The organism is Stenotrophomonas rhizophila, from assembly GCF_003651185.1.
GTDB lineage: Bacteria > Pseudomonadota > Gammaproteobacteria > Xanthomonadales > Xanthomonadaceae > Stenotrophomonas > Stenotrophomonas maltophilia_Z.
Map to the genome: position 1 here is coordinate 430,946 of NZ_RCDC01000005.1, position 20,742 is coordinate 451,687.

The following is a 20,742-nucleotide window of genomic DNA, read 5'->3' on the forward strand; positions in this document are numbered from 1 at the left end:
GAACAGGCCGGACAACCCCGGACAACAAAAAAGCCGGAACCCCTTGTTTGACGGGAGGTTCCGGCTTTCTGTGGTCCTTGTGGGACCGTCTAATGGTGGAGGTGGGCGGAATTGAACCGCCGTCCGAAGGCACTCCATCCCCGGTACTACATGCTTAGCTCACCGTTGAATCTCATCCTGTGGCAGCACGGTGTGCAAAGCGCACCCCAGGACCAGCCTGCTTTAGTTAAGTCGTGACTGACAGGCAGCCATCACAACCGGTTCCGTGATAATGACCCTACATCTACGAGCACGGGCACAAGTAGGTTCGGGGGTTCGCCTAAGGCGGCTGTAGAACTAAACGCTAAAGCTGTTTTTAGGCAGCGATTGCGAAGTCGTTCGAACCGTAGTTGTCGTCGTTGGCAACTAAAAGTTTGCTGCTGGATTAACGAGGAAAGCTGCCCCCTCGGCATGCACCAAGTAACTTCACAACCCCCGTCGAAACCAATGCACCCCCGGTTTCTTCAAGAACCGTACTTCATCCGGAAAACAGCACCGGAGCTCTACTTGACGGGTTGGATGCTACTCCAATCCAGCTGAACAGTCACCTTGCCCGCCAAGGGCTTACTTCTGCAGCTGGCGGCGGCTGTCGGCCTTGTGGCGGGCCTTTTCCTTCTTCAGGCGGTTGTGCTCGTTACGCACGGTCATCGCCTGCTTCTTGGCCTGCGGTTCGACCCGGGCCATCAGCGATTCCACCTGTGCCACCAGGCGGCGGTGCTCCAGGCTGTCGTAGCTCTGGGTTTCCGAGGCAACGCGCTTGGCGTTGCGGATCAGGTAGGTCAGCACCTTGAGCAGCGCGGCCGGGTCCATGGCGCGGGCGAGTTCGTCAAAGATGAACTCCAGCGCCGCCACGTCGGCGCGCAGGGTGGTCAGTTCGTCCGCCGCCAGTGCGGGTGCCGGGGTAGTTTCGAGAGTCACGCGCGGATCCTTTCCGTATCAATGCGGGGATTCTGACAGTTGTGCGGGGTTGGCGGGGAAAGATCGTTGTCCCGCTGGCGTCCGCGGGTCAGGTGGGGCAGGCGCCCTGGGGCACGTGCGGACTACAATCCGGCCCCGGAAGAGCGGTTGCAGACAGGGATGGCGTGTTGAAAAAGCAGGTGTGGATCGCAGTGGCGGTGTTGGTGGCGGCGATGCTCGGGGCAGCCAGCGTGTGGCTGTCGATGTCGGGGGCACAGGCGCCAGGCGGGGCAGGGCAGGCGTCAAAACCGATAGGACAGGTGGCCAGCCCTTCAGTTGACGCGGCGGCGACCCCGTCGGCCAAGCCGCCGCATCCCTTCCCCGATCTCCGCCGCTCGCGGGAGGGCCTGGAAATCGCCCAAGACCCCTTCAGTAGTGGTCACCCGGAGGAGCGGCGCTGGCTCGACCAGCACGGTTTCCCCAATGGCGCGCAGTGGACCCGCTATCAACGGGCGTCCGATGCCGAGCTTGACCAGGCGGCACGGGCAGGCGACACGGTGGCGGCCACGATGCGCGATGCGCTGCGGCTGGGCGCCGATCCGACGGCTGAAAGCCGTCTGCTGGCCGCAGGCGCGGAAGGCGATCTGTTCGCGCTGAGCCTGCTGTCGTCCTGGAAGGCGGGCGCCCATGCGGCCGGGATTCCCGAGGCCTACGCGATATCCCGCGTGGCCGAAATGCGCGGCGACCTCACCACGGCGCTGCACCGGGAAATGATGCTGGGTGGGCGGCTGACCAGCGAGCAGCGCCTGTTGGCCGAGGCCGAGGCGCTGCACCTGAATCTGCATCTCAATGCGCTGTATCGCCAGAAGCACGGTGTGGACCCGCCGCCGGTGGAGATGCGACCGTATCAGGTGGATCCGGACGATACCCAGCGCTGACCGCGCGGGCAGGGCATTACCGCCGCTTGCGCAGATACAGGCCCGCCACGCGTTCCATCACGCGTCGCGGTTGTGCCGGCGCATCGTGCGCGACTTCTCGCGCGCCCAGTCGCGGTCCTTCTCGGCATCGCGCTTGTCGTGGGTCTGCTTGCCCTTGGCCAGCGCGATCTCGAGCTTGATCTTGTTCTTGCTCCAGTACATCGCGGTGGGCACGATCGTGTAGCCATCGCGCTGCACCTTGCCGATCAGCTTGTCGATCTCGCTGCGATGCAGAAGCAGCTTCCGCTCGCGACGGTCGTTGGCCACCATGTGTGAAGAGGCCTGGATCAACGGGGTGATCTGCGCACCGATCAGGTAGATCTCGCCATCACGCACATAGGCGTAGGCATCGATGATGTTGCCGCGCCCGGCGCGGATCGACTTCACCTCCCAGCCCTGCAGGGCCAGGCCGGCTTCGAAGCGATCTTCGATGTGGTACTCGTGACGGGCACGCTTGTTGAGCGCGATGGTTTTGTTGGCCGTCGCGTCCTTTGCTTTATCCTTGCCGCTGTTCTTGCTCATTTCCCTATTGTCTCCGATTCGGGCACGCCCGGTCGATTCATCAGACATCTGTATCGCATGCCAACTATCCGACGTAGTGCCCTGGTCGAACATTCGGCTGCCCGCATGTTCGACCTGGTCAATGATATTGACGCCTATCCGCGCCGCTTCCGCTGGTGTTCGGCCTCGCAGATCCTGGAGTCCGGCCCGGACCGCCTGGTTGCGCGCCTGGATCTGGGCTTTGGGTCGTTCTCGACCTGGTTCATGACCGAGAACACGCTGCAGCGCCCGCACAGCATCGATATGCAGCTCAAGGACGGGCCGTTCAAGCGCCTGCACGGGCGCTGGGAATTCCATGCGCTGGCCGAGGACGCCTGCAAGGTCACGCTGACGCTGGAGTTCGAGCCGACCTCACGCCTGCTCGGTCCGGCCCTGGCGCTGGGCTTCCAGGGCCTGGCCGACCGCATGGTGAATGATTTCGTCCGCGTCGCCGACGCCCAGGACTGAGCCGTGATCACCGTCGAGGTGGTGCTGGCCTGGCCCGATCGGGCCGCGTCGCGGGTGCTGTCGCTGCCCGAAGGCACTACGATCGCCCAGGCCATCGCCGTGGCCGCCATTGACGGCAGCGCGCAATGCCCGGCAGTGGCCGTGCACGGCCTGCTGGCCAAGCCGGATCAGGTGCTGCGCGAGGGCGACCGGGTCGAGCTGCTGCGTCCGCTGCTGGCCGACCCGAAAGACAACCGCCGCCGGCGCGCACGCGCCGGCGGCTGAGTGAAGAAGTCAGGCCTCAGCGGCCGCGCTTCTTCTTGTCCTTGGGCAGGTTGCGGCCGAACTGGCGCACCGTGCTGCGGGCCAGCTGGGCATCATCGCTGGCGAAGTACTCGCCGTCCCAGCGGGTGACCGCGTCGTTCTCGAAGTAGACGGTGAAGTTCTTCACGTCCGTCTTGCCCACGCGGTTCACGCGCTGGCTGGCGGTGTAGTCCCAGCGCTGGGCATGGAACGGGTCCGCGACGGAGGGCGTGCCGAGCAGGGCACTGACCTGCTGCTTGCTCTGGCCCACCTGCAGCTGACCGACGGCCTGCTCCCGGATCAGGTTGCCCTGATAGATGGGTTGCTTGTAAATGATGCCGCAGCCCGTGGTGGACAGGGCAACGGCGGCGACCAGCAGGAGATTGCGCATCGGGGAATGGCGTTTGGGGAAATCGAGTCGATGATACACTCCTGACGTGTCGCCGCGACCCAATCCGAGGCAGCTGGCGCTAAATCGCCAATGAACGGAGAAGTATGGAAACCCACGACCTGCGCAAAGTCGGCCTGAAGGTGACCCATCCGCGTATGCGGATCCTGGCGCTGCTCGAGCAGCGCAATGCCAGTCACCACATGACCGCCGAAGACATCTACCGCCAGCTCCTGGAGCACGGGGATGAGATCGGCCTGGCCACGGTGTACCGGGTGCTGACCCAGTTCGAGGCCGCCGGCCTGGTGCTGAAGCACAATTTCGAAGGTGGCCAGGCCGTCTACGAGCTGGACCGCGGTGGCCACCACGACCACATGGTCGATGTCGACAGTGGCAAGATCATCGAGTTCGAAAGCCATGAGATCGAGGAGCTGCAGCGCAAGATCGCGGCCGACCATGGCTACGAGCTGGAAGAGCACTCGCTGGTGCTCTACGTCCGCAAGAAGCGTCGGTAACGGCCTGCAGGCCGCCCGGATGCGATCAAAAAACCCCGGGCATGCCCGGGGTTTTCGTTTTCAGGGGGAGGCGCCGGTTCCGGCGGGGCGCCGGCCAGCGGCCGGCACTAGCCGATCACGGGGGCCTCAGGCCTGCAGCAGCTTGCGCGCCGCCGCCCGGGCTTCCTTGCTGACTTCCACGCCGCCCAGCATCCGGGCCAGCTCTTCTTCGCGGGCCTTGGTATCGAGCTTTTCGACCGCGCTCTGGGTCATGCCGTCCACCGGCGCCTTGCTGACCCGGTAGTGGGCGTGGCCCTTGGAGGCGACCTGGGGCAGATGGGTGACGCACAGCACCTGACGCTTCTCGCCCAAAGCGCGCAGCTTCTGCCCGACGATGTCGGCCACGGCGCCGCCGATGCCCGAATCGACCTCGTCGAAGACCATGGTCGGCACCGCATCCAGGCCCAGCGCGGCGACTTCGATCGCCAGCGAGATACGGGACAGCTCACCACCCGAGGCGACCTTGCGCAGGGCGCGCGGTGGCTGGCCGGCGTTGGCGGCGACCAGGAACTCGACCCGCTCGGCGCCGTTCGGGTCCGGCTTGGCCACGGTCTGCGGCTCGATATCGATCAGGAACTGACCGCCGCCCATGCCCAGCTCGCCGATCAGGGTGGTGGTGGTGTCCGACAGGGCCTTGGCGGCTTTCCGGCGGCTGGCGCTGAGCACCTCGGCCACGGTCTTCCACTGGCCGGCGGCACGGTCGATCTCGCCGGCCAGGGCCTGCAGGCGCTCGTCGGCACCGCGCAGCTGCTCGACTTCGGCCTCCATTGCGTCGCGGTGCTCGCCGAGCGCTTCCATCGGAACGCGGTGCTTGCGGGCGAGGTCGTGCAGGCGGCCGAGACGGCGCTCGATATCCTCGAACTGCTCCGGGTCGGCATCCAGGTCGTCATGCACGCGATCGAGCAGGGACAGCGCTTCGTCCAGCTGGATGGCGGCGCTGTCGAGCAGGGCATCCACCTCGCCGAGTCGGCTGTCGTGTTCGGCCACGCGGGCCAGGTCATGGCGGGTCTGCTGCAGCAGCTGCAGGACCGAGACCTCGTCATCCCCATTGAGGCGGCTGACGGCCACGTCGCAGGCGCCGATCAGCGCGCTGGCATGGGCCTGGCGGCGGTGGCTGCTGCCCAGGGTGGCGATCGAGGCCGGGTCCAGATCCTCACGCTTGAGCTCGCTGAGCTGGTGCTCCAGGTAGCCGATCCGGTCGCTCACGTCGCCCTGGCGCGAGAGCGCCTCGGCTTCATCGACCAGCGTCTGCCAGCGTGCCGCGGTCTGGCGGACCTGGGCGCGCTCGGCGTCGTTGCGGGCGAAGGCATCCAGCAGCGAGAGCTGCGAGGGGCGCGAGAGCAGCGCCTGCTGTTCGTGCTGGCCGTGGATCTCCACCAGCATGCCGGCCAGCTCGGTGAGCTGGGTCAGCGTCACCGGGCGGCCGTTGATGAAGGCGCGCGAGCCACCGTCGGCGCGGATCACCCGTCGCAACTGGCACTGTTCTTCGTCGTCCAGCTCGTTGTCGCGCAGCCACTGGCGGGCCGGCGCGTCGGCCAGCGGCGCGAATTCGGCCGAGAGCTCGGCGCGCGCGGCACCGTGGCGGACCACGCCGCTGTCGGCGCGCAGCCCGGACAAAAAGCCCAGCGCGTCCACCATCAGCGACTTGCCCGCGCCGGTTTCACCTGAGACCACGGTCATGCCGGCGCCGAATTCCAGCTCGGTGGCGCGGACGACCGCGAAATCCTTGATCGATAGATGTCTAAGCATGGTCTACGTTGTACACGAGGGGTGTCTCCAAGCCGCGCACGCTAGCATGGGCCGGGGGCGTCTCCAATGACTTGCCAACGCCCCGTGCAGCCATTATCTAAGTGGGCGTCTCACAGGCTGATTCCATGCATCCTTCCGCGTCCCATCTCGCCCCGCGCGCCCGCCATCTGCTGCGGACGCTGATCGCGCGCCACATCCAGGATGGGGAGCCGGTCGGCTCGCAGACCCTTGCCCGGCATGCCGGCCTGGATGTCAGCCCGGCCACGATCCGCAACATCCTGGGCGACCTGGAAGACCTCGGCCTGCTCAGTTCGCCGCATACCTCGGCCGGCCGGGTGCCGACCGCGCACGGCTACCGGGTGTTCGTGGACAGCCTGGTCAAGATGCAGCCGCCGGGCGAGGGCGAGCTCAGCCGCCTGCGCACCGAGCTGGCCACCGGCACCGGCACCCAGGCCCTGCTCGGCAGTGCCTCGGAGCTGCTCTCGGCGATGAGCCATTTCGTCGGGGTGGTCAGCGCCCCGCGCCGGGAGCAGTTCGCGTTCCGGCATATCGATTTCGTGGCGCTGGACGCGCGCCGGGTGCTGGCGATCCTGGTGTTCGCCGACAACGAGGTGCAGAACCGGGTGATCGAACCGCGCCGCGGCTTCAATCCCGGGGAGCTGGAGCAGGTCGCCAACTACCTCAATGCCAACTGCGCCGGTCGGCCGCTGGCCGAGATCCGGGCCCGCCTGCTGCTGGAGCTGCGCGATGCGCAGTCGGAAATGGAGCAGTTGCTGGCGCACAGCATCGAACTGGCCGAGCAGGCGATGGTGCCGCCGGCCGATGACATGGTGCTGGCCGGGCAGACCCGGCTGATGGGCGTGCAGGACCTGTCCGATCTGGAGCGCCTGCGCGAGCTGTTCGATGTGTTCGCCAGCAAGCGCGAGATCCTGCAGCTGCTCGAGCGCACCATCGAGGCCCCGGGGGTGCGCATCTTCATCGGCGAGGAGACCGGGGTGATGCCGCTGGAAAGCGTCTCGCTGGTCACCGCCCCATACTCGGCCGACGGCCAAGTGCTGGGCGTGCTGGGGGTGATCGGCCCGAAGCGGATGGCCTACGACCGCATGATCCCGCTGGTGGAAGCCACCGCCCAGGTGCTGGGGGCCGCGCTGGGCTCGCCCGCGGGCGGCGGATTGTCCCGCGATCGCGCATAAAGCGGCCCTGGACTCTTGAATCCCGTAGCCGCGCCCACATAGGGGTGGGTGGAGGCGGAGAGTCACCGCCAAGGATCCGGAAATGAACCAAGATCAGTCAGATATCGCATCCCAGAATCCCGCCGGCGAGCCGGGCGCTGAGCCGTCCCTGCAGCAGCAGCTGGACAGCCTGCACAACGAGCTGGCCCTGCTGCGTTCGGAGTCGCTGCGCGAACGCGCCGACCTGGACAACCAGCGCAAGCGCGTTGCCCGCGACGTGGAACAGGCGCGCCGCTTCGCCAACGAAAAGCTGCTTGGCGAGCTGCTGCCGGTGTTCGACAGCCTCGATGCCGGCCTCAATGCCGCCGGCAGCGAGCCGAGCCCGCTGCGCGAAGGTCTCGAACTGACCTACAAGCAGCTGCTCAAGGTCGCCGCCGACAATGGCCTGACCCTGCTCGACCCGACCGGCCAGACCTTCAACCCGGACCACCACCAGGCCATCAGCCAGGTCGACGCGCCCGGCGCGGCGCCGGGCAGCGTGGTGCAGGTGTTCCAGAAGGGCTACCTGCTCAACGACCGCCTGCTGCGGCCGGCGCTGGTCGTGGTGGCCCGCGACTGACCCACGGGTCGGTCCGCCGGGCCAGGCCCGGCGGTTCGACCGGACGCTGAACGCGTTGGGTCGCCATCGGACACTGTGTTTGATGGACGGCTTGAAAGTGTCCGCAGCGTCCCACACATCCCATTCATAACCCGGCAGCTGCCGGATGTACCCAGAACTTTCAGGAGTCTCCCTCATGGGCAAGATCATTGGTATCGACCTCGGCACCACCAACTCGTGTGTGGCGATCATGGACGGCGGCAAGGCCCGCGTCATCGAAAATTCGGAAGGCGATCGCACCACGCCCTCCATCGTTGCCTACACCAAGGACGGCGAAGTCCTGGTCGGCGCCTCGGCCAAGCGCCAGGCGGTGACCAACCCGAAGAACACCTTCTACGCTGTCAAGCGCCTGATCGGCCGCAAGTTCACCGACGCTGAAGTCCAGAAGGACATCGCGCACGTGCCCTACGGCATCCTGGCCCATGACAACGGCGACGCCTGGGTCCAGACCAGCGACGGCAAGAAGATGGCCCCGCAGGAAATCTCCGCCCGCGTGCTGGAGAAGATGAAGAAGACCGCCGAAGCGTTCCTGGGTGAGACCGTCACCGAGGCCGTGATCACCGTGCCGGCTTACTTCAATGACAGCCAGCGCCAGGCCACCAAGGACGCAGGCCGCATCGCCGGTCTGGAAGTCAAGCGCATCATCAACGAGCCGACCGCTGCTGCCCTGGCCTATGGCCTGGACAAGGGTGACGGCCGTGACCGCAAGATCGTTGTGTACGATCTGGGCGGCGGCACCTTCGACGTCTCGATCATCGAGATCGCCAACGTCGACGGTGAGAAGCAGTTCGAAGTGCTGGCCACCAACGGTGACACCTTCCTGGGCGGCGAAGACTTCGACAACCGCGTCATCGAATACCTCGTCGACGAGTTCAACAAGGACCAGGGCATCGACCTGCGCAAGGATCCGCTTGCCCTGCAGCGCCTGAAGGACGCCGCCGAGCGCGCCAAGATCGAGCTGTCCACCAGCCAGCAGACCGAAGTGAACCTGCCGTACGTCACCGCTGACGCGTCGGGTCCGAAGCACCTGAACATCAAGCTGACCCGCGCCAAGCTGGAAGCGCTGGTGGAAGACCTGATCAAGAAGTCGATCGAGCCGTGCCGCATCGCGCTGAACGATGCCGGCCTGCGTTCGAGCGACATCGGTGAAGTGATCCTGGTCGGCGGTCAGACCCGCATGCCGAAGGTGCAGCAGGCCGTGACCGAGTTCTTCGGCAAGGAACCGCGCAAGGACGTCAACCCGGACGAAGCCGTGGCACTGGGTGCTGCGATCCAGGGCGGCGTGCTGGGCGGCGACGTCAAGGACGTGCTGCTGCTGGACGTGACCCCGCTGTCGCTGGGCATCGAGACCCTGGGTGGCGTGTTCACCAAGATCATCGAGAAGAACACCACCATCCCGACCAAGGCCTCGCAGGTGTTCTCCACCGCCGAGGACAACCAGTCGGCCGTGACCGTGCACGTGCTGCAGGGTGAGCGTGAGCAGGCCCGCTTCAACAAGTCGCTGGCCAAGTTCGACCTCTCCGGCATCGAGCCGTCGCCGCGCGGCCTGCCGCAGGTGGAAGTGTCCTTCGACATCGACGCCAACGGCATCCTGCACGTGTCGGCCAAGGACAAGAAGACCAACAAGGAACAGAAGGTCGAGATCAAGGCCGGTTCGGGTCTGTCCGAGGACGAGATCGCACGCATGGTCGCCGACGCGGAAGCCAACCGCGAAGAAGACAAGAAGTTCCATGAGCTGGTCCAGGCCCGCAACCAGGCTGACGCGCTGATCCACGGTACCCGTACCGCGATCACCGAACACGGCAGCAAGGTCGGTGGCGATGTGATCGGCAAGGTGGAGTCGGCCCTGGCCGATCTGGAAATCGCGATGAAGAGCGATGACAAGGCACAGATCGAAGCCAAGTCGAAGGTGCTGGAAGAAGCCGGCCAGGCCCTGTTCGCGGCCTCCGCGGCAGCCGAGCAGGGTGGCGCGGCACCGGGCCCGGATGCCGGTGGCAACAGCGGCGCGCACGACGATGTGGTCGACGCCGAGTTCACCGAAGTCAAGGACGACAAGAAGTCCTGATCCGGCCATGACACGGGACGTTGCGCAGGCAACGTCCCGTTGTCGTATCCCCCTTCTGGTCCTGACAGCCGTATCCCGGCCTGTCGGGGCGCCCGGCGAAAGAGCGGACCTGGTGCCGCTCTTCCGTTTTGACGAATCCCGACTTCCGGAACCCGATTCAAGTTATGAGCAAGCGCGATTACTACGAAGTGCTGAGCGTGTCCCGCACCGCCAGCGATGAAGAACTGAAGAAGGCCTATCGCCGTTGCGCGATGAAGTTCCATCCGGACCGCAATCCGGGGGACAACGAGGCCGAGGCCGCCTTCAAGGAGTGCAAGGAAGCCTACGAAACCCTGTCCGATGGCAACAAGCGCCGGATGTACGATGCCCACGGCCACGCGGCGTTCGAGCACGGCATGGGCGGCGGTGGCGGTGGTCCGGGTGGCCCGGACATGGGCGATATTTTCGGTGACATCTTCGGCAACATCTTCGGCGGTGGCGCCGGTGGTGGTGGTCCGCGCCAGGCCCGTCGTGGCGCCGATATCGGCTACGTGATGGAGCTGGACCTGGAAGAAGCGGTGATGGGCGTGGAGCGCCGCATCGAGATTCCGAGTCTGGTCGAGTGTGATGACTGCAACGCCAGCGGCTCGGAAGATGGCAAGGTCGAGACCTGCTCGGTCTGCCGTGGCCAGGGCCAGGTGCGCATCCAGCGCGGCATCTTCGCGATGCAGCAGGCCTGCCACCACTGCAACGGCCGTGGCCAGATCATCCAGAACCCCTGCAAGACCTGTCACGGCAATGGCCGTGTCGAGGAAGACAAGGTGTTGTCGGTCAAGGTGCCCGCGGGCGTCGACACCGGCGACCGCATCCGCCTGTCCGGTGAAGGCGAGGCCGGTCCGGCCGGCACCCCGGCAGGCGATCTGTACGTGGAAGTGCGGGTGCGCGAGCACGCCATCTTCCAGCGCGACGGCGACGACCTGCACTGCGAAGTGCCGATCCGCATCTCGCAGGCGGCATTGGGCGATACCGTCCGTGTGGCCACGCTGGGGGGTTATGCCGAGATCCGCATCCCGGCCGAGACCCAGACTGGCAAACTGTTCCGCATGCGTGGCAAGGGCGTGCGTTCGGTGCGCAGCCGCAGCGAAGGCGACCTGTACTGCCGCGTGGTGGTGGAGACCCCGGTCAACCTCACCCCGGAGCAGCGCAAGCTGCTGGAACAGTTCGAAACCACCTTCACCGGTGAGGAAGCGCGCAAGCATTCGCCGAAGTCGGCGACCTTCATCGATGGCGTGAAGGGCTTCTGGGACCGGATGACGTCGTAAGCGTCACGGGTTCCTGTGAACTACCGAAGGCCCCCTGGACACAGGGGGCTTTTTTGTGCGCGGACGGCGGTGTGTGGTCCGCGCGCGGAAAAGCGGGCCTCTCCGGTCCGCCGGTGCTCTCGACACGGTCCCCCGCTCGACCCACCTTCCGCCGCGCCTGGAGAGACTCGCAGGCGTAAAATGTCGGCATGAACGAATCCCTCGAAAGCCACCTGGTCCACGGCCGCCGCCAGCGCCCGGACGGTCCGTCGCCGGTCGACGTCATCTCGGTCCAGTCCCAGCTGGTGTACGGCTATGCCGGCAACAGCGCGGCTGTGCCACCGCTGCGCGCGCTGGGCGTGCGCGTGGCCGAAATCCCGACCACGCTGCTCAGCAACGCGCCGTTCTATGAAACCACGCGCGGCCGCGTGCTGCCCTCGGACTGGTTCGCCGACCTGCTGCTCGGCGCCGGTGAGCGCGGCCTGCCGCAGCGGGCGAAGATGCTGGTCTCCGGCTACTTCGGCAGCGTCGGCAATGGTGCGGCCTTCGCCGACTGGCTCGATGCAGTGCTGCCGTCCTCGCCGCAGCTGCGCTACTGCCTGGACCCGGTCATTGGCGACACCCACACCGGCCCCTACGTCGAGCCGGGCCTGGAAAACGTCTTCGCCGAGCGTCTGCTGCCGCATGCCTGGCTGGTGACGCCCAATGCCTTTGAACTGGGCCGCCTGACCGGCATGCCGAGCCTGGCCCAGGACGATGCGATCGCCGCCTCGCAGGCGCTGCTGGCGCGTGGCCCGGAGTGGGTGCTGGCGCACAGCGTCGGCGGCGATCCGGGCCAGCTGGTCACGCTCGCGGTGAGCCGCGACGCGATCTGGCGCTGGTCCTCCCCGCATCTACCGGTGGACGTGGCGGGTACCGGCGACGTGCTGATGTCGCTGTTGGTGGCGTTCCTGCTGCGGGGAGAAACCTTCGAACAGGCGATCTCGCGCGCCATCGCCGGCGTGCATGTCGCGCTGGAGACCACGCTGGCCAACGGCCACGAAGAGTTCGATGTTCTGGCCGCGGCGCCGGCGGCGCTGGCACTGCCGGATCGCTTCGTTCCCGAGCGCCTGGCGTGAGTCTGACGCCGGTGGTGGGCATCGTCGGCAGCGACGGTGCCTACGGGCGCTGGCTGCGCCGGTTCCTGGAGCAGCGCCTCGGGCTGGACGTGATCGGCCATGACCCGGCCGACGCATCGTCGGACAATCCGGAAACGCTGCTTGATCGCGCCGAGGTATTGATCTTCTCGGCACCGATCCGGCACACGCCCGCGCTGATCGCCGACTACGTGGCCCGCTCGGCCGGTCGTGAAGCCGGTCGCCTGTGGCTGGATGTCACCTCGGTGAAATCGGCCCCGGTGGAGGCGATGCTCGCCTCGCAGGCCGAGGTGGTGGGCCTGCATCCGATGACGGCCCCGCCCAAGGCGCCGACGCTGAAGGGCAGGGTGATGGTGGTCTGCGAGGCGCGCCTGTCGCGGTGGCAGCCGTTCGTGCAGCAGCTGTGCGAGGCACTGGAAGCGGAGTGCGTGCGTGCCACGCCCGAGCACCACGACCAGGTCATGGCGCTGGTGCAGGCGATGGTGCATGCCACGCATCTGGCCCAGGCCGGTGTGCTGCGTGAGTACGCGCCGCTCCTGGGTGCCTTGCCGGCGTTGATGCCGTATCGCTCGGCCTCGTTCGAGCTGGATACCGCGATCATCGCGCGCATCCTTTCGCTCAATCCGGCGATCTACGAAGACATCCAGTTCGGCAACCCGCATGTGGCGCCGATGCTGGACCGGTTGCTGGCCCAGTTGCAGCAGCTGCGATCGCAGCTGGAGAAGGGCGATGACGCGGCACGCGCGGCGTTCCGCCAGCAGTTGCTGCTGGACAACCGCGACAGCCTGGGCGCGGAGGTGCTGGCCGATGGCAATTACACCTTTGAGCGGGTCGGCTACCTGCTGGCCGATCTCACCGAACGCAACGCGATCAGTGTGCACCTGCCCGAAGACCGGCCCGGCTCGTTGCGCGAGTTGCTGCACGTGTTCGAGCGGCACCGGGTCAGCCTGGCTTCGATCCATTCATCGCGTACGCCGGCCGGTGAGGTGCACTTCCGGGTGGGCTTCGTGGCAGGCAGCGATGCCCTCGCACTGCAGGCGGCGGCCATCGAGATCGATGCCTCCGGTATCGGCCGCGTGCTGGTGCGTTGACACGGTGCGCTGCAGCATTCATCCACAGGGGGTGTGGATGATCTGCGCACAAACGTGTGGATAAGTGTGGGCGCGCCTTGCGACAAAAGGCTGTCAAGATACTTGGTCAAAAATTGACCAACATCCGCGTAACTTTTTTTCAACGCCTCAGGTGACGAGCGTGAGCTCGCCGCCGGCCGTGCGGAACTCGCGGCCGTCGCGGATCAGATGGCGGCCATCGGCCAGCTCGTAACGCGCACTCTGGCCGCTGCCTGCAGCGGCATCGGCCTGCTCATCCTTGAACTCGATGATGACGTAATCGTCGCCGTTGGCATCCGTGGCGGGGAACTGTCGGAACGACATGAAACACCTCCTGCAGCGCATCCAGTGAGGGCTGCAGGATGCGATGGCCGGTGTTACCGGCCCGTCATCAATCGATGAATTGCAGGCGCGCCAGTTCGGCGTAGAGACCGCCCTCGGCCAGCAGCTCGGCATGCGTGCCCTGGGCGACGATGCGGCCGTGGTCCATGACCACAATGCGGTCGGCCTTGAGCACGGTGGCCAGGCGGTGCGCGATCACCAGCGTGGTGCGGCCGGCCATCAACCGCTCCAGCGCCTGCTGTACGGCGCGCTCGCTCTGTGCATCCAAGGCGCTGGTGGCTTCGTCGAGCAGCAGGATCGGGGCGTCCTTGAGCAGGGCGCGGGCGATCGCGATGCGCTGCTGCTGGCCACCGGAGAGGCGCGCACCGCGCTCGCCCAGCTCGCTGGCATAGCCTTCGGGCAGTGCCTGCAGGAACTCATCGGCCTCGGCGGCTTCGGCCGCGCGCTGCACCTCCTCATCGGTCGCCTCCAGGCGCCCGTAGCGGATGTTCTCGAACGCACTGCTGGCAAACAGGGTGGGCTGCTGCGGCACCAGCGCCAGCTGTTCGCGCAGCTGCGCCGGATCGACCTCGCGCAGGTCCACGCCATCGACCAGGATGCGACCGGCCGCGGGATCGTGGAAGCGCAGCAGCATCGACAGGATGGTGCTCTTGCCGGCGCCGGACGGGCCGACCAGCGCGACCGTTTCACCCGGGCGCACGTGCAGATCCACATGGTCCAGCGCAGCGGTATCCGGGCGCTGCGGGTAGTGGAACACCACATCCTCGAAACGGATCTCGCCGCGCAGTGGCTGCGGCAACGGGGTGGGATGGGCCGGGGCGGTGATCTCCACGTCTTCCTGCAGCAGCTCGGCAATGCGGCCCATGCCGCCCGACGCACGCTGCAGCTCGTTCCAGACCTCGGCCAGCGCACCGACCGAACCGCCGCCGATCAGCGCATACAGCACGAACTGACCCAGCGTACCGGCGCTCATGTTGCCGTCGATCACCTCGTGCGCGCCCAGCCACAGCACGCCGACGATGGCACCGAACACCAGCACGATGGCGCTGGCGGTGACGATCGACTGGGCGCGGATGCGGCGGCGGGCGGCACTAATCGCATCGCCCAGCGCGGCATTGAAACGGCCGCGCTCATACGGCTCACGCGCGTGCGCCTGTACGGTGCGTACCGCCCCCAGGGTTTCAGAGGCCAGGCTGTTGGCATCGGCGATGCGGTCCTGGCTGGCGCGCGCGATATTGCGCAGGCGGCGGGCGCCGATGATGATCGGCAATACCGCCAGCGGAATGCCGACCAGCGACCACGCCGCCAGATGCGGGCTGGTCACGAACAGCATCACCAGGCTGCCGACCACGGTCACGCTGCTGCGCAGGGCCACCGACATGGTCGAGCCGATCACGCTGCGCAGCAGTTCGCTGTCGGCGGTCAGCCGCGAGACCAGCTCGCCGCTGCGGCTGCGGTCGTGGAAGCCGGCACCCAGCGTGATCAGATGGGCGTAGAGGCGGCTGCGCAGATCGGCGACCACCTTTTCGCCCAGCAGCGAGACGAAGAAGAAGCGCGCGGCGGTGGCCAGCGCCAGCACCACCGCGACCAGGAACAGCAGGGCGAAGGCCTTGTTGATCTGGCCGCCACTGGTGAAGCCGTGGTCGATCATCTGGCGCACCGCGACCGGCAGGCTCAGGGTGGCCACCGAGGACACCGCCAAGGCCACCAGCCAGGCACTGAACAGCCCGACGTGCCGGCGGACGAACGGCCACAAGGTGTTCAAGCTGCCCAATCGGCGCATCGGCGTGTCGTTCGGAACGGGTGCGTCAGTCATTCGATGGGCCTGGTTCGATGCGGGATTCAATACGGACACGATCACGAGTGGCGTCGCGGAGGCGGTTTTTCAACGGTTCGACCTGATCGGCCGGCAAGCGCAGGTGCAGGTTCACGCCGTCGGCGGTGAACGCTTCGTCCACTTTCTCGGCCAGATGGGCGCCCAGGGCGGCATGCAGCGGGCCCAGATCCTCGAAGCCGGCCTGCACGTCCAGCTCGGCCATGGCGATCAGGGGCAGCCGTGGTGCCAGCCGCAGGCACTCGGCGGCGGTACCGCCATACGCGCGGACCAGGCCGCCGGCACCGAGCTTGATGCCCCCGTACCAGCGTGTCACCACCACCATCACCCGATCGAAGCCCTGGCCATCGATGGCGGCCAGGATCGGGCGGCCGGCGGTGCCGGATGGCTCGCCATCGTCGCTGGAGCGGTAGTCGTTGCCGTAGCGGTAGGCCCAGCAGTTGTGGGTGGCATCGGCGACGGCGACCTGCTGCAGGAACTCCAACGCGGCCGCCGCATTCTGGATCGGCGCGGCATGGGCGATGAAGCGGCTGTGCTTGATCTCCAGGCTGTGGCTGACGGGGGTGGCGAGCGTATCGGGCATTCCCATCATTCTAGTGGGGATGCCTGATCACCGTACGCGCCGCGTCAGTTCTCGAGCAGCTGGCGGAGATCGCGCGGGATGCGCACTTCCGGGTACTGCTGCAGATAACGCTCCAGGCTGGCACGTGCGGTATCCACATCGCCGGCATCGCGTCGCTCGCGGATGCGCTTGAGCCATTGCTTGCGCGGCAGTCCGGCATCGGCAGCGACGGCCTGGTGAAGGGCACGTACCGCCTCGTCTGCCGAGGCGGGCGCCGCCATCGGCCCGGCGGCGCGGCGCATCACGCCGGGAGCGCTGGGCGCGGGTTTGGCTGGCGCTGCGCTTTTTAGCGCCGCACGTGGTGCTTCGCGGTCCATCGTGGAGCCGGTCACCACGACGCTGTCCAGCGCCGGTTCGCTTGTGTCCATGGCATACGCCGATGCCGCCTCCGGTGCCGGTGCCGGCATCATTGGCGCCGGGGCCGGGGCCGGCGCTGGTGCGGAAACAGGCGGCGCGGGTGCCGTGATCACTTCCGGGCGGGGCGGGGCGGCCGTCCGCGCATGCTCGGGCGCAGGCGCCCCGGTTGGCGCGGTGGCGGCCGCTGTGTCTTTCGCCATGCGCGCTTGCTGGACCACGGGCGGTGCAGCGACCGGGGCCGGTGGCGGTGCGGCGTCCAGCGCCGGCGCAGCCTCCGTCCTTGCCGTGCTCGATGCGGCGGCGCCCGGTACGGGTGCGGCAACCGGTTCGGCCAGCGGTGGCGCGGGTGGTTCTTCAGGCTTGAGCTGCCAGGCGATGCCGACCGCGAAGATCACCGAGGCGGCGAGGCCGAACACCGCCGGCAGGCGCGAACGCGGGCGCGTTGCCCGCACCGGCGCAGCCGGCGGCAGCTTCCAGGTAGCAGCGTCCGCAGCCGGTGCTTCCACGGCGGTACGCGCGGCCGCGAGTACGGCCTCGTCGATCGCCGGTGCGGGACCGGTCGCGCTCGGCCGACCCAGCAGCCGGGCCAGTTCGCGTTCTTCCGGGGTCAGCGAATCCGGGCGGTTCATCCGCTCAACCCCGCGCGTAGTTTGTCCATGGCATAACGCAGTCGCGATTTGACTGTCTCACGGCCGACGCCGGTAATCTCGGCGATCTCTTCCAGGCTCAATTCCTGTTCCAGACGCAGTTGCAGGACCTCGCGCTGCTCCGGCGGCAGCTGCTCCATTGCCAGCTGCAGCTGGCGGCGTTGTTCGAACTCTGAAAGCTGCGTTTCCGGGGTGCGCGCATCGGCGATCGCCGCGACCCGCTCATCGGCGTCGATCGGGGCCGCAGGCCGGTGCCTGGCCGCACGCCAGTGGTCGTTGAGGCGGTTGTGGGCGATCCGGAACAGCCAGGTGGTGAAGGCGGCGTCCGGCTGCCAGCCGGCGCGCGCGGCGATCACGCGCTGCCAGACATCCTGGAACATCTCATCGGCCAGCGCGCCATCGCGCAGCTGGCGCAGCAGGAAGCTGTACAGACGGCTGCGATGACGGCCATACAGCGCCTCGAACGCACGCAGGTCGCCGCCGGCCCAGGCCAGCATCAGCGCTTCATCGGTCGGCAGGGCAAGGGCGTCCACGCCGCACAGAGTAAGCGCTGCGGGGGTGTTCGCATAGTCGACGGCGCGCGCGGCGGCGGAGCGGGATGGCATGGCGATGACCTGGGGCACGGCAGTAACAACGTCCAGCAGCGCCGGATGGGGTTGAAGCGCTTCCATTGCCCCCCGGTCTGCGCGTTATGCTCGCAGGACAGGGGAGGTGCCGGGCAGCCGGCGCCCGAGAGACGAGCGACGTGTCCAGCCAGATGGTGACCTCTTCAGTGCAACGGGACGGTGATGCGGTGATCCCTGCCGCGGTCGCCACGGCGTTGTGCGCCCTGTTGCCGGCCGGGGCGGCGATCACGCTAGCCTGGTCGGATCCGGTGCTGGGCGAGGGCGCTCTGGACCACCCTCAGGGCCGCACCCCGCCGGCGGACGCTGTTCCCGCGCGGCGTCAGGCGGCCTCGGCCGGCATGGCGTTTCAGCAGCGCTGGAGCCACAGCGGCGCCGACCTGACGCTGGAGGTGACCCTGGCCGCCGGGACGACACCGCCGGACACGTGGTGGGCGTTGGCGCGCTCCCTGTTCCAGAGCACCCTGCTGCTGGCGAGGCAGCGCCGCGAGATCGCCTCCCTGGAGGAGTCCAAACGCCTGCAGCAGGCGCTCTATGAAATCGCCGATCTGGCCGGTGCGGATCTGGAAATGGCCGAGATGCTGCGCCACTTCCATCGCGTGCTCAATTCGCTGATGTACGCGCAGAACTGTTTCATCGTCGAATACGACGACATCCGCCACCGGGTCCGCTTCCTGTATTTCGCCGACCAGAAAGATGATTTCGTTGCTGACCCGGATCGCAGCTACGAAGAACACGAAATGCCGCGCAGCCTCACCTTCGCGCTGCTGCGGCATGGCGAGCCATTGAGCGGGCCCTCGCGGGAGCTGCTGGCCGTCCTTGATGACGAGCACGACCCCGAGCGTGGGCCGGAAAGCCTGGACTGGCTGGGCGTGCCGATGCTGCGCGATGGGCGGGTCTGTGGTGCCATCGTGGTGCAGAGCTACGAGCACCGGGCGCGTTATGGCGAGGCCGACCGCACCCTGCTGGGTTATGTCGCCCAGCACATCCTGACCGCGATGGACCGGCGCCAGGCGCAGGTGCAGCTGGAGCGCCAGGTCGAGCGCCGCACGGTCGAACTGCAGCGCGCCAACCGCAACCTGCAGGAGGAGGTGGTCGAGCGCCGCCGTGCCGAAAAACTGCAGCTGGCGCTGTTCAACATCGCCGAGCTGGCGATGAGCGCTGAATCGCTGTCGCAGTACTACGGCCAGGTGCATGGGGTCGTGGGCACGCTGCTGGATGCGCGCAACTTCTATATCGCGCTGGTCAATGAAAGGGGGGATGGGCTGGAGTTCGTGTACTCGGTGGATGAGTACAACCCCTCGCGCGCACCGCGCCCCTTCAGTGAAGGCCTGACCGAGTTCATCGTGCGCAACCGGCAACCGCTGCTGGCCACGCGCGAGCGCATCGATGCGCTGCGCGACAGTGGCGTGGTGCGCGAGTTCGGCGCGCGCTCGAACTGCTGGCTGGGTGTGCCGTTGTTGAGCGATGACGATGTGGTCGGTGTGATCGTGGTGCAGAGTTATTCGCCGGAGGTGGTGTTCACCGTGCACGACCAGCGGCTGCTCACCTTCGTGGCACAGAACATCGGCAACGGGCTGTCCCGCCAGCGCGACCAGGAGCGGCTGCGCAATGCGCATGCCGATCTGGAACAGCGCGTGGACGAGCGCACCCGCGAGCTGGCCGACGTCAACGACAGACTGCTGGGCCAGATCGGCGAGCGCCTGCGTGCCGAACAGCGCCTCACCCACCAGGCCATGCACGACGCGCTGACCGGGCTGCCCAACCGCCTGCATCTGCTGGATCGGCTGGAAGACGCGATCGTGCGTGCGCGCGCCAACGAGAGCCAGGGCTTTGCCGTGCTGTTTCTGGACCTGGATCGCTTCAAGCTGGTCAACGACAGCATCGGCCATGCTGCCGGTGACCAGATGCTGGTGGAGGTGGCCAAGCGCATCGTCTCGATGATCTCCGCGCAGGACGTGGTCGCGCGGCTGGGCGGCGATGAGTTCGCGATCCTGCTCCAGTGCGGTGATGGCCTGGCCTCGGCGCTGGAGTTTTCCCAGCGGATGCTGGTGGCGCTGGAAGAGTCGATGTGGGTGAAGGGGCGCGAGCTGTTCCCCTCGGGCAGCCTGGGTATCGCCATGTGGAACCCGCGCTACCGCAACGGCGAGGAACTGGTGCGCGATGCGGATGCGGCGATGTACCGCGCCAAGGCGCAGGGCAATGATCGCTGCGCCGTATTCGATGAGGCGATGCGCGAGCAGGCCCTGCGCAGCCTGGATCTGGAGGCGGACCTGCGGCGGGCCATCATCAACCGGGATTTCATGCCGTTCTATCAGCCGATCGTGCGGCTCAGCGACGGCGAACTGGTCGGCCACGAGGCGCTGCTGCGCTGGCAGCATGAGCGCCGCGGGCTGCTGCTGCCGAGTGCGTTCCTGGATCTGGGCGAAGAGAGCGGCCTGATCGAACAGGTGGACTGGCTGCTGTACGAACAGGTGATCACCCAGCTCGCGCGCGGTGGCCGTGGCTATCTCTCGGTGAACGTATCGCCGCGCCACTTCCGCTCGGCCGATTTCAGCACGCGCCTGTTCGGCCTGATCGAAGCGGCCGGTGCCGATCCGCACCGGTTGCGGCTGGAGATCACCGAGGTGGCGCTGCTCGATGACGGCCCGCGGACACTGCGCATCCTGCAGACCCTGCGTGAGCGTGGGGTGCTGGTGCAGCTGGATGATTTCGGCACCGGCTTTTCTGCGTTGTCCTACCTGCACCGGTTCCCGATCTCGACGCTGAAGATCGACCAGTCCTTCATCGCCGGCCTGCACGGGCAGGACATGCAGAGCACGCATGCGCTGGTGCAGGGCGTGCTGTCACTGGCGCGCACGCTGGGCATCGAAACGGTGGGTGAGGGCATCGAAACCCAGGCCCAGCACGACACGTTGCTGCAGCTCGGCTGCGATTACGGCCAGGGCTATCTGCTCGGCAGGCCGGCCCCGATGGCAACCACCGCGACGGCCTGAACCGTCG

At 67.1% G+C, this 20,742-nt stretch carries 20 protein-coding genes and 1 other RNA gene; 11 read left to right on the top strand and 10 right to left on the bottom strand.

The features are described from left to right. Positions 1 to 93 precede the first annotated feature (93 nt). Positions 94 to 496: a transfer-messenger RNA gene (gene ssrA / locus BCL79_RS13785) on the bottom strand. Between the two features lie 107 nt (positions 497 to 603). Continuing rightward, a complete protein-coding gene (locus BCL79_RS13790) occupies positions 604 to 957 on the bottom strand; it encodes a hypothetical protein (protein ID WP_121042052.1) in 354 nt (117 codons plus the stop codon). A 203-nt stretch (positions 958 to 1,160) separates the two neighbouring features. Here BCL79_RS13790 and BCL79_RS13795 point away from each other — a divergent pair, with 203 nt between their 5' ends. Beyond that, on the top strand, positions 1,161 to 1,874 hold the full coding sequence (locus BCL79_RS13795) for a hypothetical protein (RefSeq protein ID WP_259462179.1): 714 nt from the start codon (positions 1,161 to 1,163) through the stop codon (positions 1,872 to 1,874). A gap of 57 nt (positions 1,875 to 1,931) precedes the next feature. Here BCL79_RS13795 and smpB read toward each other — a convergent pair whose 3' ends face one another. Further along, on the bottom strand, positions 1,932 to 2,435 hold the full coding sequence (gene smpB, locus BCL79_RS13800) for an SsrA-binding protein SmpB (protein WP_088433158.1): 504 nt from the start codon (positions 2,433 to 2,435) through the stop codon (positions 1,932 to 1,934). 57 nt (positions 2,436 to 2,492) lie between these two features. Here smpB and BCL79_RS13805 point away from each other — a divergent pair, with 57 nt between their 5' ends. Together BCL79_RS13805 and BCL79_RS13810 are read left to right on the top strand one after the other, a co-directional pair. Next, on the top strand, positions 2,493 to 2,921 hold the full coding sequence (locus tag BCL79_RS13805; protein WP_026069778.1) for a type II toxin-antitoxin system RatA family toxin: 429 nt from the start codon (positions 2,493 to 2,495) through the stop codon (positions 2,919 to 2,921). Positions 2,922 to 2,924: 3 nt separating this feature from the next. Further along, entirely contained in the window at positions 2,925 to 3,185 is a 261-nt protein-coding gene (locus BCL79_RS13810) for an RnfH family protein (protein ID WP_121042054.1), read from the top strand. Positions 3,186 to 3,201: 16 nt separating this feature from the next. Here the strand turns inward: BCL79_RS13810 and BCL79_RS13815 are convergent, their stop codons facing one another. Next, on the bottom strand, positions 3,202 to 3,594 hold the full coding sequence (locus tag BCL79_RS13815; RefSeq protein ID WP_121042056.1) for an outer membrane protein assembly factor BamE: 393 nt from the start codon (positions 3,592 to 3,594) through the stop codon (positions 3,202 to 3,204). Positions 3,595 to 3,698: 104 nt separating this feature from the next. Here BCL79_RS13815 and fur point away from each other — a divergent pair, with 104 nt between their 5' ends. Then, a complete protein-coding gene (gene fur / locus BCL79_RS13820) occupies positions 3,699 to 4,106 on the top strand; it encodes a ferric iron uptake transcriptional regulator (RefSeq protein WP_070470227.1) in 408 nt (135 codons plus the stop codon). 126 nt (positions 4,107 to 4,232) lie between these two features. Here the strand turns inward: fur and recN are convergent, their stop codons facing one another. Continuing rightward, positions 4,233 to 5,894, bottom strand: a complete 1,662-nt coding sequence (gene recN / locus BCL79_RS13825; protein ID WP_121042058.1) for a DNA repair protein RecN — start codon at positions 5,892 to 5,894, stop codon at positions 4,233 to 4,235. 125 nt (positions 5,895 to 6,019) lie between these two features. Between recN and hrcA the strand changes: the two genes are divergently transcribed. The 6 genes from hrcA (at position 6,020) to BCL79_RS13855 (ending at position 13,296) form a co-directional block, all read left to right on the top strand. Then, positions 6,020 to 7,087: a heat-inducible transcriptional repressor HrcA gene (gene hrcA, locus BCL79_RS13830; protein WP_121042060.1), complete on the top strand. Its 1,068-nt coding sequence runs from the start codon at positions 6,020 to 6,022 to the stop codon at positions 7,085 to 7,087. An 82-nt stretch (positions 7,088 to 7,169) separates the two neighbouring features. Further along, positions 7,170 to 7,685 (top strand): nucleotide exchange factor GrpE, encoded by a 516-nt coding sequence (gene grpE / locus BCL79_RS13835; protein ID WP_121042061.1) that lies wholly within the window; start codon positions 7,170 to 7,172, stop codon positions 7,683 to 7,685. A gap of 175 nt (positions 7,686 to 7,860) precedes the next feature. After that, complete coding sequence (dnaK, locus tag BCL79_RS13840) at positions 7,861 to 9,789, top strand: molecular chaperone DnaK (RefSeq protein ID WP_121042063.1); 1,929 nt, start codon at positions 7,861 to 7,863, stop codon at positions 9,787 to 9,789. Between the two features lie 164 nt (positions 9,790 to 9,953). Then, on the top strand, positions 9,954 to 11,090 hold the full coding sequence (dnaJ, locus tag BCL79_RS13845; protein WP_121042065.1) for a molecular chaperone DnaJ: 1,137 nt from the start codon (positions 9,954 to 9,956) through the stop codon (positions 11,088 to 11,090). A gap of 188 nt (positions 11,091 to 11,278) precedes the next feature. After that, entirely contained in the window at positions 11,279 to 12,187 is a 909-nt protein-coding gene (gene pdxY / locus BCL79_RS13850; protein ID WP_121042067.1) for a pyridoxal kinase, read from the top strand. Further along, entirely contained in the window at positions 12,184 to 13,296 is a 1,113-nt protein-coding gene (locus BCL79_RS13855) for a prephenate dehydrogenase (protein ID WP_121042069.1), read from the top strand. Before pdxY ends, BCL79_RS13855 begins: the two co-directional genes overlap by 4 nt. 147 nt (positions 13,297 to 13,443) lie before the next feature. Here the strand turns inward: BCL79_RS13855 and BCL79_RS13860 are convergent, their stop codons facing one another. The 5 genes from BCL79_RS13860 to BCL79_RS13880 all read right to left on the bottom strand — a co-directional run bounded on the left by BCL79_RS13860 (position 13,444) and on the right by BCL79_RS13880 (position 17,649). Then, a complete protein-coding gene (locus tag BCL79_RS13860) occupies positions 13,444 to 13,638 on the bottom strand; it encodes a hypothetical protein (RefSeq protein ID WP_121042071.1) in 195 nt (64 codons plus the stop codon). 67 nt (positions 13,639 to 13,705) lie between these two features. Next, a complete protein-coding gene (locus BCL79_RS13865) occupies positions 13,706 to 15,472 on the bottom strand; it encodes an ABC transporter transmembrane domain-containing protein (protein WP_121042073.1) in 1,767 nt (588 codons plus the stop codon). After that, entirely contained in the window at positions 15,465 to 16,073 is a 609-nt protein-coding gene (locus tag BCL79_RS13870) for an IMPACT family protein (RefSeq protein ID WP_121042075.1), read from the bottom strand. The genes BCL79_RS13865 and BCL79_RS13870 overlap by 8 nt, the downstream gene beginning before the upstream one ends. A gap of 44 nt (positions 16,074 to 16,117) precedes the next feature. Continuing rightward, positions 16,118 to 17,098, bottom strand: a complete 981-nt coding sequence (locus BCL79_RS13875) for a hypothetical protein (RefSeq protein ID WP_121042077.1) — start codon at positions 17,096 to 17,098, stop codon at positions 16,118 to 16,120. Then, complete coding sequence (locus BCL79_RS13880) at positions 17,095 to 17,649, bottom strand: RNA polymerase sigma factor (RefSeq protein ID WP_121042227.1); 555 nt, start codon at positions 17,647 to 17,649, stop codon at positions 17,095 to 17,097. Before BCL79_RS13880 ends, BCL79_RS13875 begins: the two co-directional genes overlap by 4 nt. Positions 17,650 to 17,873: 224 nt before the next feature. Here BCL79_RS13880 and BCL79_RS13885 point away from each other — a divergent pair, with 224 nt between their 5' ends. After that, positions 17,874 to 20,735: a bifunctional diguanylate cyclase/phosphodiesterase gene (locus tag BCL79_RS13885; protein ID WP_121042079.1), complete on the top strand. Its 2,862-nt coding sequence runs from the start codon at positions 17,874 to 17,876 to the stop codon at positions 20,733 to 20,735. Positions 20,736 to 20,742 lie beyond the last annotated feature (7 nt).

What these genes read in the sequence shown, in the direction of transcription:
- BCL79_RS13870 (WP_121042075.1), bottom strand. Translation starts at nt 16,073, where the DNA reads ATGCCCGATACGCTCGCCACCCCCGTCAGCCACAGCCTGGAGATCAAG.
- BCL79_RS13815 (WP_121042056.1), bottom strand. Translation starts at nt 3,594, where the DNA reads ATGCGCAATCTCCTGCTGGTCGCCGCCGTTGCCCTGTCCACCACGGGC.
- BCL79_RS13875 (WP_121042077.1), bottom strand. Translation starts at nt 17,098, where the DNA reads ATGAACCGCCCGGATTCGCTGACCCCGGAAGAACGCGAACTGGCCCGG.
- pdxY (WP_121042067.1), top strand. Translation starts at nt 11,279, where the DNA reads ATGAACGAATCCCTCGAAAGCCACCTGGTCCACGGCCGCCGCCAGCGC.
- BCL79_RS13805 (WP_026069778.1), top strand. Translation starts at nt 2,493, where the DNA reads ATGCCAACTATCCGACGTAGTGCCCTGGTCGAACATTCGGCTGCCCGC.
- dnaJ (WP_121042065.1), top strand. Translation starts at nt 9,954, where the DNA reads ATGAGCAAGCGCGATTACTACGAAGTGCTGAGCGTGTCCCGCACCGCC.
- dnaK (WP_121042063.1), top strand. Translation starts at nt 7,861, where the DNA reads ATGGGCAAGATCATTGGTATCGACCTCGGCACCACCAACTCGTGTGTG.
- BCL79_RS13860 (WP_121042071.1), bottom strand. Translation starts at nt 13,638, where the DNA reads ATGTCGTTCCGACAGTTCCCCGCCACGGATGCCAACGGCGACGATTAC.
- BCL79_RS13865 (WP_121042073.1), bottom strand. Translation starts at nt 15,472, where the DNA reads ATGACTGACGCACCCGTTCCGAACGACACGCCGATGCGCCGATTGGGC.
- BCL79_RS13885 (WP_121042079.1), top strand. Translation starts at nt 17,874, where the DNA reads ATGGTGACCTCTTCAGTGCAACGGGACGGTGATGCGGTGATCCCTGCC.
- grpE (WP_121042061.1), top strand. Translation starts at nt 7,170, where the DNA reads ATGAACCAAGATCAGTCAGATATCGCATCCCAGAATCCCGCCGGCGAG.
- recN (WP_121042058.1), bottom strand. Translation starts at nt 5,894, where the DNA reads ATGCTTAGACATCTATCGATCAAGGATTTCGCGGTCGTCCGCGCCACC.
- hrcA (WP_121042060.1), top strand. Translation starts at nt 6,020, where the DNA reads ATGCATCCTTCCGCGTCCCATCTCGCCCCGCGCGCCCGCCATCTGCTG.
- smpB (WP_088433158.1), bottom strand. Translation starts at nt 2,435, where the DNA reads ATGAGCAAGAACAGCGGCAAGGATAAAGCAAAGGACGCGACGGCCAAC.
- fur (WP_070470227.1), top strand. Translation starts at nt 3,699, where the DNA reads ATGGAAACCCACGACCTGCGCAAAGTCGGCCTGAAGGTGACCCATCCG.